Below are 17,927 nucleotides of genomic sequence, written 5' to 3' on the forward strand. Positions count from 1 at the left end.
TATTTGTGTTGACGAGTGGCGAACACGATTTATTCTACGCAAAACGTGCGTAGAATAAGAGATTGTCGTGTAACTCACTCTTCCTTGCCAATACAAGCAAAAGAGATTCGTTTGTATGAGAGCGCTTTGCGGAATATCTTGTGTAAGAATCTTGTAATAAATTTACGGATTAACTAAATTTTGCACAAATTCTTGAGGACCGTCCAAGGCCCTCGGTTCGTTGTATTGCGAATGTAAGATTTTAGAGAGGAATCTATGAAGACAAAGATTCATGCTTTTTTCCTTTGCGCCTTGACGGTGCTGTTTGCAGTTGCCGCTTCTTGGGCTGATGAGGTCTCGCTTACCAGCGACGGTAACGGCGGCTTCTACGTAAACCTGCCCGTGACGGGGACAAACCAGCTGACCATCACCGATGCCGACATAACGAACGGCCTGACCTCGTTCAACGTTTATGACGATGGCGGAACTGCGGGTTCCTATAGCGATAATGCTTCGGGTAATCTCCAGATAACGGCTCCTGTCGGTTATGTGTTGCAGGTGACGGGTAGCGTGAATACGGAAAATGGTTGGGATTACTTCCATGTGTGGGACGGGGATGCCGATGGTGTGGAGCTTTGGAACAACAGTGGCGAAAGTGAAAATATTGACATTATGGGTTCCCGTAGTTCGATTACGCTAGGTCTTAGCTCGGATGGGGGCGTTACTAGGGATGGCCTAAATTTGACCATGAATCTAGTTAGCAAAAACACGCCTTATGCGGTGCAGGTTGTCCAGGGACCTGGCGGAAATGTCGTTAGCGATGTGAATACGGCCATTGTTGGGACTACCGTCACGTTAACTCTGACTCCGGATGCAGACTATTTTTTGATCGGGGCTCTGATAGAAGATGCCGATGGTAATGTCATTGAGTCTATCGACGGAATTGTGGAAAATGAAACTACGGTGACGTTTGTGATGCCGGCAAAGGATGTGTCGATATCTCCAACCTTCGGTACCTCGCATCCAGTATCGATAGCAACGGTGACGATGGGATCTATGGAAAGTGACGTGACGGAAGCGATTCTCGGTACGACGGTTACCTTGACGGCAATTCCGGAGGAAGGCGCACTTTTTAGGGGCGTGACTGTCGTGGGCGATGATGATGGGCTGGCTATAACGACAAATGTAAACGGCAATACGGCTACATTTGTCATGCCCAATCAGCCGGTAACGATAACTCCCAAGTTTGCAAACCCAAACGTCATCACCTTCGATGAAAACGGCTGTCTCAGTAATGGAACTTATTTCCATTTGGAATGCAATGGAAATGTTTGTGAGATTTCGCAGGGGGTGCAAGAAAATCCGAATGAGGGTGAGGCGGACTTCAGATGCTGGTATCTCGGCACCGCTTGGGATGATGGTGAAGAAGTTTGTGAATGGGACGAAGAAGAGGAAACGGAAGTTTGCGAAATGGTGGAACCGGAAAAGGGAGTGGTGGATATTCTTGAAGAAAACGGCGGGGCCGCGGGCTTTACGCTGAAACTTGGCGGTCCCCTCAATTTTGGCGGCTACGATGCTGCCAATAGCAAGTGCGTGATGCCGAATTTCCATCCGATTGCATTTGCCGAGTCGGAAGGCGTTTTCGACGGTCAGAATAATACCATTAGCGGTCTTTGTTATGAAAATGCGGGGGGACTGGAGTCTGCTTTCGGATTCCTGCAAAACGTAAAGACAGTCAGCAATGTTACCTTTGACAATGCCCGTGTTGTGGTGAATAATGTGGAACAGGGTAGCGTTGCCGGTATTGTGACGGGCGAGATTTCCCAGTCTGATGCCTCGTTTACCAATGTCCATGTAACCAATTCCTATGTGGCAGGTACCCAGGTGGGTGCCTTTGCGGGAACATATACTCCCTATAATGGAACGTTGTCTATTTCCAATTCGAGCGTCGTCGACACCAAGGTCTATGGTTTGAATGTCGCGGCAATGCAGGGTGTGGGCGTTTCTGCTGCGGGTGGATTCCTGGGCTATACGAATGGTAACGGGATAAACGTGCTCTTCTCCAATGATACCGTTCGTGCGACTTCGGCGGGGGCAACGGTCATTGCCGATGATGCCTCCTATACGGGAACGGGCGTTTCTTATCGTGGCGGCTTTGTGGGCTACGTTTATTTTGCTTATGACGTGTGGGCGGAAAACTGCCCCAATGCAGGAGTCAATCAATCCTTGGTTTCCGGAATAGTGGTTTCGGGTGCTGGTGAATCGAATGTCGGCGGCATTGCCGGTGGACTTCCTGGTGCGGGCGTGTCCAATACCAAATTGGAAAACATAACGGTTACGGGTAATATCGCGGGCGGTGCCATTGGCTATATGCGGGATGGTGCCTATGGAACGCTTTCTGCCACAAACGATACCCTTGCGGGGGCTAATGCCATTACGGGCGCATCGGCTGCGGGCGGCATACTTGGTGTGGGAAATTTCGTTGCGGGAAATACTCAACGGGTCCTGCTCAATAGCTTTGAGTATATCAATGTTTCTGCAAATGTTGCGGGTGGAAAACAGGTCGGCGGTATCGCCGGTAGCATTTCGAACAACAGCTATGTGGCCATGTCGGCAACCAATGTGACGATGTCTGGCTACATAGGGGCAACTGTGGACATCATGAACGGCAATGTCGAAATTGGCGGCTTGTTCGGCCATGTGGAAGGCGGAAATTCGCTTACGATAAGCGGCAACGCCATTGAGAGCGACTTCACGTTTACTAACATGGGAGCCTCTTCGCAGGGAACGCTGTACATGGGCCCCATTTTCGGCTACAATTCCGTAGAAAACTTTACCGTCTATGGCAACTACTCCAACGGCGGAATTTCTTATACTGGAATCGATGCGGCCAACGCGAATGTCGGTTATATCGGCGGCTATGCCGATTTGACGGGTGAAACTGCAATAATCGTGGGCAACTACCACTACGGAACGGATGCCGTTGCTTCGGGTCTTGGCAATATTTCTGCTGCGGACTGGAAAACGGATAACGGTGATTATGTGTTCCTGGCGAACGTCCGCAATGCCTCGGATGGGCTCACGGACGACGGCGCTGTCGGCTTCTACTATTACGAAGTGTCGGGCGGCCCGTCCGGAGCTTCCTACATGGACCTCTTTGCCGCTGATTTGAGTAGCGGTACTTTTAGCCGCGTTGCAAATGGTATCGCAAGCGAAACGGAAATGAAGTCCCCGATGTTTGCCGCCGCCATGAACTATGTGCAGGATATGAATGGTGGCGCGCCTACCTGGACGCAGACGGACGGAAACCTTCCCGCAATAGCGACTCCTCTCGAAAAGCCGAACTACCTGTTGCCCTTTGCCATTATGGATGCGGCCGCGGGGGCGTCCCTCAGCCAGGAACAGAAAAATGTAATGGGTCTAAAGTCGATTCTAACGGACGTAAATGTAGGGGAGAATCCACCTGTAGTGTCGACTCAGCTTGAAGGCCTTACGGGCTATACGGATGTCGATGGGCGTGCAAACAGGGCTTTCGTGGATAGCGTTTCTGCCGTTTTGGATGCCTTGTCAGAAAATGGATATGTTCCTTATCTAGAAGGAGAAGGGCTGGCGAGTCCATTCCAACTCACCGCAAATACAATATTTACGGATGCAGTGGAAACCATCCTGCTCCAGACAAGGCAGTCCAGAACATTCGATGTGGTTTACCAGTACTGCGTGGTGGGCGAGACCACTGTGTGCAACGATTTAGACGATGTTCCGGATATCTCTTTCGTGTTTGTCTCACCTAAGATAAATCAGGTGGACAATAGCGAGGAATCCTATACGGCGCTGTTGCCCCATGTGTTTGCTCTTGCCGATGTTGGACCGCTCTCCATGAGTGTTTCGTTCCAGGATGCCAGTGGGGGAAATGTGGAAGTTTCCGGATTCAACGGCGACTTCTCCAAGTTTGTTTCGTTCTATGATGTCATTGCGAACGTATTCGACAATGCGGATGTGGAAAAGATTGTCTTAAGTTACCAGTCTGGCGGAGCAATCCCCTCCTTTGACATTGAAAATCCCACGATGTCGGATTTGAATGTGGATGTTTATGGTCTCAATGCTTCTGGGGAAAAGACGCTGATAACTTCGGTGGCGGTACCGGAACAGAACGCGGTGGCACCCTACGGATCTTCTTTTGTCCCGAGATTCGGGGACAAGGTGGGTTATGCGATAGAGTCCTACACAGTGTCCTTCACCGTGACAAACCCGGGTGAGGATCGCTGCGACGTCATTGAACCTTTGCCTGTTGTCGAGTCCGAAAGCAAAAGTGTCGCTCCGTGGGAGGAATTGGTTGTTGAACAGAGTCCTTGCAAATCCAAGACTTGGACTGTTGCTGGCCTTACGCCGGGCGAAGACGAAGTTGACCTTACTAATGTGAAGATTGCGAAGGCTCGGAACGAAAGTGAAAGTTTCTGGAAGGAATCTTTCTCGATTGTGCCCAATTATGTCGCAAAGCCCTACAATATTGTGTTCCATTTCAATTTGACCGATAATCATTTCGAATTGGATGATGATATTTATACGTTGTTTAAGACGGGGTATAACAATCCTGAGAACACGCTGGATCTTGAAGAAAATTCTGCCTTTCCTTTGTTCTATGGTGTTGATGATGGCTTCGACTATATAAATATTGCTGGGTGGACGCTAGATGAAAGCAAGGCTAATTGTGTAATGGACGAAGAAGGTTGCTTTACTTCAAGTCAGATAAATAATGGTAGTGTCGCTTTTACAAGTCTAACTGCAAACCTGATTACTGCAGCGGCAGATGCCGGCTTGCTTGTTACCAATCCTGAAAATCCGGGTAATCCGCAGACTATGCAACTTTACCCTGTATGGGAAAAGCAGCGTAATACGTGGATGGCAAACGCCGTTGTGATTGGTAGCTGTGAGCAGCATGGTGCGAAATGCTATGAGTATCCGATAAATTTCACCCTTTCGCAGGACTTTTCTTTGAACGGGAATCCTGTTCGCATTCAGGTGCCTTCCGGTGTAGTTGTGGTCGAGGCTAATCCCACTAAATATGGAAGGGGTGTCAGGTATTATAACTATGCAAATAATGTCTATCCGTTTGATTTTACATACGAGGTTACTCCGGGATTCAAGGTCACCAGCGTGACGCCCCCCATGTACAATGAAGAGACGAGTAAACTCGAAATCACTGGGTCAGATAACCCTGCGGTCCTGGTTGATTTCTCCGTGTTGAGTTACAATGTCAAGTTTAATCTCGACGCAATTGGAAATGACGTCTATCTTGGCCGTGGAGTGCGCTCTTCAGGTGTGATGTCCTATGAAGACGGCAAGTATATGTTCCCGCCTGTGTATAGTCGCCCCACTTACGGGGATGACTTTGAAATGAATGATTATTACCGGACTAATGTCTTTTACGGCAAGCACAACTGGAGCGTGAAGAATGGCGATGCTTATGAAGGTGGTTCGCGCGATTTCGATTCCAAGCTTGTTGGCTTGTTCGAAGGAAATGAGCATTATGTGCCAGCCGCAAATGAAGACGAAAACGCCTCGATTACCCTCTATGCAAATTATGTGGAACCCATGCCTATGTCGGGAAGTAGCAACTACACGGAAGTTGCTGATGAAATTCATGTATGTGCTCTTGACGAAGAAAATGCCTGTATATATGGTGACGGTTCGGAATACCATGGAAGCGTCGTTCTCTCACAGTCGTACGATAACGACGCTGAAAATGTTCACTGGAGTTTTGAACACGCTTCCGAACCGGTCGTTCAGCGTGCCGAAGATTACGAAACGGAAGAAAACTTTGTAAGGCACATTATTTACGTACCATCCCAAGATGACACGCTTACATTCGATGTCTCGGTTCGCCCGGATCCGGGTTACACGATGGCGATATCTGACTTTACATTCAGTCGGAATTTTAATGGCATTCCTCAAACGAATGCGGAACCGGTAAACTGGAACTATGTCGCAGCGGATGCGACATCGGGTACTTTGAATATCCAGCCCCATGCGATGGGTTCTATGATTTTCAAGGTGCGCTATACCCAGCTAGCCTACAATGTGGCCTTCTTGCGTCCGGACCCGGATTTGGGTCTGTTTGTGGGAAACAAGTCCGCGGATGGTAATTACCAGATGGATTGGCTCGAAAGTGCCGATGGTGTGACTGCGGAAACGGTTCATGCTCCTGCCGTGTACGATGGGAATGGTTGTCGCATTGCATGGAAGGTTGCTGGTAGAGAAGTCGAATCCCGCACAAATACGGATGTCGTGAACGAACTTCCGTTTATGGCGGTTATCGGCAATGATGCTGGCAACCCTGTCGTGAACACGCTTGAACTGGATGCCGAACATGTTGTCGCAAACGAATGTTCCGGGTCATACCAGTTGATGCTTGATGTCGAGGGCGAGGGTGACGTTTACTTTATCCAGAAAATCGGCGCAGAGCCGGTCGAAGATAGCGATCCGGAACAGACGATAGTAAAGCATGTCTTCGTCAGGGCGGGAGATGAAGCTCCGATGACACTCTCTATTCCGAAGGTTTTTGATAAGAACGGAACCGAGGCCGGTGTGAAACTTACCGTGGTTGCAGTTCCCGCTGAAGGTTACGTGCTGAATACGCTTAGCTATGATGTCATGTTCAATGGGAATTCTGTGACGGTCCTTGCACAGGATAGTACAGAACTGAATATCATGGAACCGCAGGCTTGGCACGTGAAGTTTGAACAGTACAAGCCGGTGTACGTAACTTATGATCTCTCTCTCGGTGAAGAGGATTCCTCGAACGTGTGGATCCCGGCCGATGCCGTGGCCAGCGGTTCTCTCCAGATTGGTGCCGACGGTTCCGATGCCCCGATGTGGATTCCCTTCCGCACCGACAAGTGCTTCGCCGGTTGGTCCACGAATGACCCGAATGGAGCCCAGCCCGATGTGAATGTGCTCTTTAAAGAAGTGTCCGTGTCGAATCTCGACCTCTTTAGCCATGATGCCGCCACCCCGACTAAACTCTATGCGAGCTGGGTGGATTATACGGGGTATTGTTCCTGGCCCAGAAATACACTGGCCAGTATCAATCTGCTGCGGTATTACGAAGATATAAATGACGAAGAGTCCTATAGAAACATGTACGAAGATACTCTTCTCGTGATTCAGAGGTTCGCGAATGTCGAGTTTAAACACAAGGCATGGATGAGTCCGGAATTTACCGAACTAACGTCTGGCCCTTATTCGAGCGATCCACTTAAATTTGTCTACAATCCGAGCGGATATGAAATGTCGTTTGAAATCTTGCCGGGACTTGGCAAGAAGGTGGATCCTGATGATCCCGCAGCGAAATTGGTCGTGTCTTTCCCTGAAGACATTGCGCTTGTGGAAGGGGAGAATGGCTGGTTCACTGTCCCAGCAAACGAAGATTCTCATTTCTACTTCGTGGGTTACAAGGAAATCTTCGACGATTACGACTTTGTCTTGTCTCCCAATGCGGGCGAAGGCGAGGTCGTCTATGGCGAGAACTGGAGCAAGAATGCTACAATCCGCATCGATGGTGAGTTGCCGGCCGGAAACGTATTCCGTACGGATGCATGTTTTGCCGGTTGGGCCTATGAACCGGAAGCGCCCCTTGCCGATGCGATTTTCGACAAACCCTTGGATGTCAGGTATGCCAATACGGAGCTGTTGACCAAGCGCAACGAAAGGCTTGCTTCGGGCTTGAATGTGGATACCCTGTATGCCATGTGGGATGCTTCTCAACCCGGTTGCAGAAGCGGTATTCTGTATCTTGATCTGGATGCCGCGATTCTCGACCTGGCGACGGTCTCGTTCTTCCAGAATGTGGACGGAGTCGAAACGAAGGTGCTCGAAGTCGGCTCGGATGGGGCTAGCATTCCGTTCGGGGCGAAGCGTTCTTCGGGCAACATTACCAATTACATTGGTGACAACATTTACTTTACTCGCGTAGAAGTCACGCCGAAACCTGGTGTCACTCTCGCGCAGAACTACACGGTCTCTTACGTGAACGTATCTGACGCGGATGCCGAAGAACATGCCCTGCCGACCGTTGCGGGTGGCGCAGAAACCTTGTTCGACGATAATATCATCATTTCTGTGACGGGACTTTCTCGCAATGATTACACTGTCGCCTACCACGAAAATGCTGGCGATGTTCCCGTGTTCTATGGCGAACACTGGGCTGCAAGCGCTACATACGGCGTGGGCGATACGCTGAGCGAAAGCGTGTATCGCACCGACAAGTGCCTTGCGGGCTGGACGTTCGATGTGAATTCTGCCGACGGACTTGTGTATAGGACGCTGGATGCGGACTTCATCGGCGAACTCGAGATGCGCGAAATCGATGGCGACATCGACCTCTATGCCGTCTGGAGTGACGACAATGCCGCATGCGAATCCCCGATCCAGAATGTCATGGTAACGCTCTCCGACGAATTGCAGGGCAAGGCCACGGTCGAACTCTTGCAGGATGTGGAAGGCGAAACTAGGGTGGCGGCGGTTGTCGGAGATGAGGGTGTCTCGATTCCGAAGGTGACGACCCGCGCTGTTGACATAAATGGCAATACCGAATATCTGGGCGAGTTCGTTTACTTCTCCGGACTCCGCGTGGTCCCCGCGACCGGCTATGCCCTCGACAATACGGTCAATCCTTCTTACAAGGTGGGAGACGAAGCCGAGGTGGAAATGACTGCTGAACCGCAGCCCTGGTACATGACCGAAGACGCTGTCGTCTCGGCTGCAGTCAATGCCGTGAGCTACGAACTTGCCCTGGACGAAAATGCGAATGGCGCGAATGTGTTCTATATGGGAGAACCCTTGGCCAGCGTTTCTGTCAAGGTGTCGGACGACGAGGCGGCAAGGACCCTGCCTGCAAACCTCTACCGTGCCGATGCCTGCTTCGTGGGCTGGAGCTTCAGCGAGACGGCGACGACGGGCTTCACGATGTTCGATGCCGATGTCGCCTTGGCTTACGAGGATGCCGGAACGTCCACGCTCTATGCGGTTTGGGATGCAAACTGCCAGCAGACGGTCTATACGGTCACTTCTGCCGACAAGGGCAAGGGCGTGCTGACGCTTGCACAGGGAACGCGCGCGTTTGAGGTGGGCGACGGTCTCTCGGTCCCGGCGGTTGGTGACGGGCTCGAATTCGTGGCCTCGTTTGCTCCTGCTACGGGTTATGCCTATGACGCGGATGCGAACCTCGCGGTTCTCGATGCCAATGGCGTTTCGCTCGGTGAACTTGAAGATGGTGCTTTGATGGTTAACCAGACGGTCTCTATCAAGGCGCTCGGGCTTGCCGAAAGCGAATACACGATTACGTTCAACGTGAATGCGGGCGGTGCTCCGGTCTACTACGGGACTCCCGCCGATGGCGCGGCTCCGGCATACACCTACAAGGTGGCCGAACCGAAGGCTTTCCCGACGGACTTCTACCGCACGGATGCATGTCTTACGGGCTGGCGCGCGACGGAGGCTCCTGTCGAAGGCGAAACGCTGTTCCATGAGTTTGACGCTGCGTTTGTCGAGGCGGTTGCCGAAATCCCGAGCTACACGGGAACGCTCTATGCCGTTTGGGGAACCTGCGCTACGACGAACAACGTGACGGTCGCCCAGTACGCTCCCGAGATGGGCTCGCTCTCTCTCGTGCAGCGCGATGCGGACGGCGAAATCGTCAATAGCACAGAAATCACGGACGAGGCGGTCACGCTTCCGCTCGGCAAGGGCGATGTCGCCTTTACGGTCGAGTTTGTCGCGAATCCGGGCTACTCGATGGTCGCGAACAGCTACTTCTACACGGTGGATGCAAACGGCAACAGCCTTGCTGCCCTTGTGAATAATCGGCTGACACTTGCGGGCAACACGGTCGTGAAGGCGCCTGCCAAGCTGTCTACCTACGAAATCGCGTTCGACGTGAATGTCGAATCCCCGGAAAAGTTCTTCGGCAGCTCCTGGCGTTCTTCCGGCAAATTTGATGTGACGCAGGGCGAGGACGCTCGCGCCTTCCCGATGCAGGTCTATCGCGTGGGCTACAAACTGGTCGGCTGGTCTATCGAAAAGACGGACAATGCGGACGTCTATACGGCATTTGACGAGGAACTCGCCAAGGATCTCTCTGCGACGCAGCGCACTACACTCTATGGCGTGTGGGTCACGGACGATAATCAGGAAACTTACACGGTGTCCCTGTATAATGCCAATGCCGGCAAGGTCAGCGTTTCGCAGTCCGCGGATGGCATACAGACGAACTTCGAAATCGGAAATGACGGGCTTGTGGTTCCTGCTGTGAGCGAAGGCCTCCTGTTCAATACGGGTGTGACGCTCAATTCGGGCTACTTCGCGAACGGCAGCAGCCTCTACGTGGTCGATGCCGAAGGGACCCGTTTGGAATCGCTCGTGAACGGCGTGCTGAACGTGAATGCCGACAAGATTCTTGAAATCCCGGTCGAAAGCGACGGCGCCCAGTTCGTGTTTGTCGAAAATACTAGGGCCCGCGTGTTCTACGAGAACGGCTGGAACAACAAGGGATTCTTTGCGCTCGATGGCGAGACGGATTTCCCGAGGGGCCTGCTCCGCACGGATGCCGAACTCCTTGGTTGGGCATTCTCGCGCAACGGTTCCAAGTATTATGAACGCTACGACGAAGATTTCGTGGCTGATCTCCGCAACGCCCGTGTGCTTGGCTTGCCGGTAGACACACTCTATGCGGTGTGGGACGAGTATGCGACGGTTGACAAGGAACTTGTGAAGAGCGAGGGCGACAGGACTGGTTCGTTCTTTATCAGCCAGACGGTGAACGACATGATGACGGATCCAATCGAAGTGACGGCGGCCGGTATCGAAATCCCGCGCAGCGAGAAGGGCATCACTTTCAACGTGACCTACGAGGTGATACCGGGTTACCGCATCGATTCCGAATCTGCCATTACGAAGTCCGACGCTACGGGCGAGGTCCTTGGCTCTACGGCGAACGGCGGCTCCCTGGTCATGGGCCAGGAACAGAGTCTTTCGCTTGGTGCGTCTGTCGCTGCCATCCCGTACAGGTTCACTTACGATGTGAACGGTGGCGATGCGAACGTGTTCTATGGCGATGGCTGGTTCAGTTCGGACGAGAAGACTCTTGACGATGAATCGGTGGCACTCCCGAACAACATCTACCGTGCCGATGCGAAACTCGTGGGATGGTCCTTCGACTCCGATGCTTCGGAAGGCTCGTTCGACCTTACCTCCGACCTGGTACGCGACGTAAGCGTCTCCAACGAGGTGCGCACGCTCTATGCGGTGTGGGAACCGGCCGAAGTCGAAACCTACACGGTGTCGTTTGCGAATACGAACGTGGGAAGCCTCGTGCTCACCCAGGATGTCGAGGATACTACGGTGTCGTTTACCGTGGCCGATTCGGGCCTCGTGGTGCCGGTAGTGCAGGGAGGCCTGAAGTTCAAGGCGGCCTACACGCTCAAGGCGGGCTTCTCGGGCTCTACCGATTCGCTCTATGTGGTGGATGACATCAGCGGTCTCCTGACTTCTCTTGCCGATGGTGAACTCACCGTGGCCGAGGACGTGACGCTTGCGATTCCGACGGAAGGGGAAACCTTCGACGTCGTCTTCCATGCGAACCGCGACAAGGATGTCCTCTTCTACGGCAGCGACTGGAAGAACTCTGCCTCGTACAAGCTTGACGACAGCACGGTCTCGATTCCGCTGCCTGCCTACCTCTACACGGCAAGTGCCTGCATGGTGGGCTGGAGCCTTGACAGCAAGGGCGAAGGGGAGGCCTATACGGAATTCTCTAGCGAACTTGCCGATGCCCTGCTCTCCCTCGAAAAGACGGATGCCTACGACCTCTATGCCGTATGGGGTTCCGGAGAAGCCTGCGACGACATGTACAACCGCGTGGCTCTCCAGAGCGCAAACGGAACGGTCAAGCTTGTAGAAATTGCGGAACAGCGCGAAATCGAACATGAATTTGCGAAGGACAATACGATTATCCTGCCGAAGACCGTGAACGGCAACATGCTCCGCGTAGAGTCCGTACCGGATTCGAGCTTTGTGCTGGATTCCCTTGTGATGGTGCGTCTCGGTGGTGACGAACGCCTTGCGACGTTTGAAGGTGGTGTCCTGCCGTTCAATCTCGCTGAAGCTTCGTTGGTGGCTTACTTTGGTAAGGCGAACCGCACGGATATCGAATTCGTGAAGCCCGTGGTTACGCAGGCGGGTAATGCGGTCCAGTTCGCCTTTGCGACCAGCGAGTTCGAGGTGACCCGCAAGGTCTCTGCGCGCGTCATTCTTGAAACGGAGGCTGGCGAATCCGTGGCCGATACGGTCATTGCCGATTCCATCGTTCCGCCCTACAGCGGAGTCTGGCAGATGTTCCCGCTCTCCGCCGACAAGTATGTGCTGACGGCGTTGCTCTACGATTCGAAGGACACGGTCGAAACGTCGGAACGCTTCGAGGTGAAGGCTGAGATTGCCGCCGTCGCCGAAGATGGCTGGCAGATGATTTCGCTCGTGAACCTCGACAAGGATGCCATGAAGTGGGACGATGACGACGCCAAGTTCTACTGGTGGGACGAATCCTCGGCCATGGGCGATTTCTGGCAGTATAGGGAATACTCTCCGGAAGACGAAATCGAACCGACCCGTGGTTATTGGTATAGCTCTCTCGAAGGCCGCCCGCTTGTGCTCAAGCCTGCAACCGATGAGAGTGTGATGGACAACGTTGTCTGGAACCTCGACAGCATCAACAGCGGCTGGAACCTGGTTGCGAACCCCTACGGCTTTAACCTGAACGTCTATGGCGACAGGCCAAACGAGAACCTCGATGCTGCAGAGAAGTCCGAGGTGAACTTCTGGCGCTGGAATCCCGATGCCGGACGGTATGAACCGGCGGTCGTTATCAAGCCTTACGAAGCTGTCTGGGCCGAAGTCCACCATTCCATGGAATGGGTGCTGCCTGTGAAACCTGATTTTACCTCCAGGGATACTTCCGGGCTGGATTCTCTCGAATCCCCGCTCAGCAAGCGCTTCCTTGCGAAGGCCACAAGCAACAGGGACTGGAGACTCCAGGCTATACTCTCCGACAAGAAGGGAAAAGTGGATTCCTGGAACATCCTCGGTGCATCGACAAGGCCGTTTGTCGCGAAGGAGCCGCCTGCAGGCATGGGCGACCACGTGAACCTCTCCATTGTGGATGGCGAACGTATGCTCGCGACATCCGTGAGGGCTCCGGCCGACGAACTGGAATGGTCCGTGGAACTCAGCGCGACCTCCGACCGCGTGGGCGAGCTCTCGTTCAAGGGTGTCGAATCCCTGCGCGAGGTCGGCCTCAAGGTATTCGTGACGGTCGACGGCAAGACGACGGAAATGCACGGGGGTGAAACCCTGCGCGTGGAGCTGGGGGCCTTTGCGAAGAAGGCGACGGTCCGCGTGGCTCCGGCTGCGAAGGTGGTTGCGAGCTTCAGTATCGACGCCCTCCGCTACGTGAAGTCGGGCGCGAATGTGGGAGTCACCTTCGAGGCTAGCGATGGCCTCGCGGGTAGCCGTACGGTTGTCGATATCCTCGACATGGGCGGCAAGGTGGTTTCTAGCCGCAGCGCGACGACGCTTGCCGGTGTGAACCAGCTGGTCCTCGATGCTCCGAAACCGGGCCTCTACATGCTCCGCGTGCGTGCGGGTAGCCAGATGAAGGCCGGCCGAATCATGGTGAAATAGGCCCAAAGCGCAAAAAAACAGCATTAAGGCCCGCCTGCCTAGGCGGGCTTTTCCGTTGGCCTCCGTATTTGCCACCATTGCCCTATTTTTCTAAATTTGGGCGCACTATGACAAAGGCTAAATTCATCAAATTCATCATTGCGTCGATACTTGCTATCGCCGCTCTCTTCTTGCCCTACGAATCCCTCGGATTCGATGCAGCAAGCCCCATGGGACCCCTGAACCCGCTCGAAATCCGCGTCATCGGCGTTTTCGTCATGGCCGCTCTTTTCTGGATCCTGCAACCGTTCCCGATCTGGTCCACCTCGATGCTTGTCATCGTGCTCATGATTGTCACGATGTCCGATTCGTCGCTCGCCCCGTTCCGCGTGGACGGTGTGACGATGATTAGCCACAAGTCCATCATGGCGACCTTTGCAAACCCCATCATCATGCTCTTCCTGGGTGGGTTCTTCCTTGCTGCCGCCGCCACCAAGTACAAGATGGACTTGAACCTGGCCCGCGTGCTCCTGAAGCCCTTCGGCAAGAACCCGAAGTTCGTGCTCCTCGGCCTCATGCTCATTACGGCTGTGTTCTCGATGTTCATGAGCAATACCGCTACCGCAGCCATGATGCTTGCCATCCTCGCCCCGGTGCTCAAGCTCTTTGACGAAGACGATCGCGGTAAGGCTGCTTTTGCCCTTGCTATTCCGCTCGGTGCCAACATCGGTGGTATGGGTACCCCGATCGGCACGCCTCCTAACGCCATCGCCCTTGGTGCCCTGAACGATGCCGTTGCCCGTGGTGACCTTGTCGCGAACCCGGTGACCTTCGGCCAGTGGATGGCTTTCGGTATTCCGTACGTGATTATTTTGATGGTGGTTGCTTGGCTCCTGCTCGTGAAGATTTACCCGATCAAGATGAAGCAGATGGTCCTGAATATTGAAGGTGCCGGCAAGTTCGATACGAGCCCCAAGGCTATCATCGTTTACATTACCTTTGTCGTGTGTGTGCTTTTGTGGGTGACGGGCAAGAATGTTCACGGTATCAACGATAACGCAATTGCGATGATCCCGATGGCCGTGTTTGCCCTTACCGGCGTGATTACCAAGAAGGATTTGAATGCGATGAGCTGGGACGTGCTCTGGCTCGTGGCTGGTGGTTTTGCCCTGGGTGTTGGCCTCAATGCGACTGGCCTTGCCGCTCACCTTATCAAGACGATCCCGTTTGCAAGCTGGTCTCCGCTTGCTCTCATGGTCGGCTGCGGTATCATTTGCTTGTTCATGGCGAACTTCATGAGCCATACCTCTACGGCTACGCTTTTGGTCCCGATTCTTTGTGCTGTGGGCATCGCTTGCCAAGACAACCTCGTTGGCCTCGGTGGCGTGACCGCTCTCCTCGTTTCCGTTGCGTTTGCTAGCTCTCTCGGCATGAGCCTCCCGATTTCGACTCCGCCTAACGCCCTTGCGCATGCGACGGGCTATACGGATACGCGCGGTATGGCGATTACGGGTGTTGTCATGGGACTGGTCGGTCTGGTTCTCTCTTGGGGAATGATGATTTTCCTCGCCCATGTGAACTTCTTTGGTACGCCGGCGCCGAAGGCTGCTGATAAGGTCGCAGAGCCTGCCGCAGTGACCAAGGTTGTGGAACAGCCTGCTCCGGAAGCACCTGCTGCCGTAGTCGCAGATTCTTCTGTTGTTGATACTACTGCTGTTGATAGCGCGGCTGTCGATTCTGCCGCTGTTGCTGATTCCGCAGTTGTTGATAGCAACGCTGCTGTCGTGGATAGCGCCGCTGCTGCTCAGGCTACTGCCGATAGTGCTGCTGCGAAGGCCGCTGCTGATAGTGCCGCTGCCGCCCAGGCTACTGCCGATAGTATTGCCGCTGCTCAAGCCAAGGCCGACTCCATCGAGAAGGTGAAGGCTGCCGAAGCCGCTGCTCTCGTTGCCGCTGCTGCCGCTAAGAAAGCCCAGCAGGATAGCATCGCCGCCGTGAAGAAGGCCAAGGCCGACAGCGTCGCCGCCGCCAAGAAGGCTGCTGCCGAAGCCAAGAAGGCAGAAGCAGAAAAGAAGAAGGCAGAAGCCGCTGAAGCCAAGAAGAAAGCTGCTGAAGAAAAGAAGGCCGCTGCCGCCGCTAAGAAAGCCCAGCAGGATAGCATCGCTGCCGTGAAGAAGGCCAAGGCCGATAGTGTTGCCGCCGCCAAGAAGGCTGCCGCCGAAGCAAAGAAGGCAGAAGAGGCCAAGAAGAAGGCCGAAGCCGCAGAAGCTAAGAAGAAAGCTGCCGAAGAGAAGAAGGCTGCCGCTGCCGCAAAGAAGGCTCAGCAGGATAGCGTCGCTGCCGTGAAGAAGGCCAAGGCCGATAGTGTCGCCGCCGCCAAGAAGGCTGCTGCCGAAGCCAAGAAGGCAGAAGAGGCCAAGAAGAAGGCCGAAGCCGCAGAAGCTAAGAAGAAAGCTGCTGAAGAGAAGAAGGCCGCTGCTGCCGCGAAGAAGGCTCGGCAGGATAGCATTGCCGCAGTGAAGAAGGCCGAAGCCGCAGAAGCTAAGAAGAAAGCTGAAGAAGAAAAGAAGGCTGCCGCTGCCGCAAAGAAGGCTCAGCAGGATAGCATCGCCGCCGTGAAGAAGGCCAAGGCCGATAGCGTCGCCGCCGCCAAGAAGGCTGCAGCCGAAGCCAAGAAGGCAGAAGAGGCCAAGAAGAAGGCCGAAGCCGCAGAAGCTAAGAAGAAAGCTGCTGAAGAGAAGAAGGCCGCTGCTGCCGCGAAGAAAGCCCAGCAGGATAGCATCGCCGCCGTGAAGAAGGCCAAGGCCGATAGTGTTGCCGCCGCCAAGAAGGCTGCCGCCGAAGCAAAGAAGGCAGAAGAGGCCAAGAAGAAGGCCGAAGCCGCAGAAGCTAAGAAGAAAGCTGCTGAAGAGAAGAAGGCCGCTGCTGCCGCGAAGAAGGCCCAACAGGATAGCATCGCTGCAGTGAAGAAGGCCAAGGCCGACAGCGTCGCCGCCGCCAAGAAGGCTGCCGCCGAAGCAAAGAAGGCGGAAGAGGCCAAGAAGAAGGCTGAAGCCGCTGAAGCTAAGAAGAAAGCTGCTGAAGAGAAGAAGGCCGCTGCCGCCGCTAAGAAAGCCCAGCAGGATAGCATCGCCGCTGTGAAGAAGGCCAAGGCCGACAGCGTCGCCGCCGCCAAGAAGGCTGCCGCCGAAGCAAAGAAGGCGGAAGAGGCCAAGAAGAAGGCTGAAGCCGCTGAAGCTAAGAAGAAAGCTGCTGAAGAGAAGAAGGCCGCTGCCGCCGCTAAGAAAGCCCAGCAGGATAGCATCGCCGCTGTGAAGAAGGCCAAGGCTGATAGCATCGCCGCCGCCAAGAAGGCTGCCGCCGAAGCTAAGAAGGCCGAGGAAGCCAAGAAGAAGGCTGACGAAGCTGCTGCCAAGAAGAAGGCTGCCGAAGAAAAGAAGGCTGCCGCTGCCGCAAAGAAGGCCCAGCAGGATAGCATCGCCGCAGTGAAGAAGGCCAAGGCCGATAGCGTCGCCGCTGCCAAGAAGGCTGCTGCCGAAGCCAAGAAGGCAGAGGAAGCCAAGAAGAAGGCTGACGAAGCTGCTGCCAAGAAGGCCGAAGCCGAAGCAAAGAAGGCAGAGGCCGAAGCCAAGAAGGCCGAAGCAGAGGCTAAGAAGGCCGAGGCTGAGGCGAAGAAGGCAGAAGCTGAGGCTGCTAAAGCTCAGGCAGAAGCAAAGAAGGCGGAAGCATCCGCTCCGGCCCCTGCCGCAAAGCCCGCTGAAGCACCGAAGGCTGCTGCACAGCCTGCGGCTAAGCCCGCTGCTGCAAAGCCCGCCGCGCAGCCGGCTGCTAAACCTGCTCCCGCCAAGAAGTAATTCTAGCTGGAATCCAGTTTCAAAAGGACGCCTGACGGCGCCCTTTTTTTGTTGTTTTACCTCGCGTACCTGAAAAAACATTATATTTGTGACAGCACAAACGTAAAAATGCAGGTATGAATATGAAAAAATGGCTCGGAACGCTTATGTTGTTGTCTGTCATGGGCTTAATGGCGTGTGACGGAAATGGGGCGAACAAGGATGTCGACGATTGCGACGAAAACCCGGCGGACTGCCAGGTTCCGGAAGATCCCGTTGACGGGGAAGAGTAGCTGACCCCTTTACATTTTTTGTTTTTCCCCGTTGCAAGACGGGGTTCTTTATTCTATATTTGCGCAAGTTTAAAACGACAGAACTTTAGCTGGTCAAAGATGATTTTGCACA

Annotated in this window: 2 protein-coding genes and 1 pseudogene; all 3 read left to right on the top strand. The window is 54.0% G+C overall.

Annotation, left to right across the window (positions count from 1 at the left end):
• The first annotated feature begins 255 nt into the window (after positions 1-255).
• Positions 256-13,710 (top strand): InlB B-repeat-containing protein, encoded by a 13,455-nt coding sequence (locus B4A77_RS12060; protein ID WP_290741015.1) that lies wholly within the window; start codon positions 256-258, stop codon positions 13,708-13,710.
• A 107-nt stretch (positions 13,711-13,817) separates the two neighbouring features.
• Positions 13,818-15,266 (top strand): annotated as a pseudogene (locus B4A77_RS12865) (SLC13 family permease); the annotation flags it as partial.
• A gap of 2,393 nt (positions 15,267-17,659) precedes the next feature.
• On the top strand, positions 17,660-17,815 hold the full coding sequence (locus B4A77_RS12070) for a hypothetical protein (protein WP_173382545.1): 156 nt from the start codon (positions 17,660-17,662) through the stop codon (positions 17,813-17,815).
• Positions 17,816-17,927 lie beyond the last annotated feature (112 nt).

Origin of the sequence: Fibrobacter sp. UBA3718 (assembly GCF_002371935.1) — a bacterium.
Lineage (GTDB): Bacteria > Fibrobacterota > Fibrobacteria > Fibrobacterales > Fibrobacteraceae > Fibrobacter.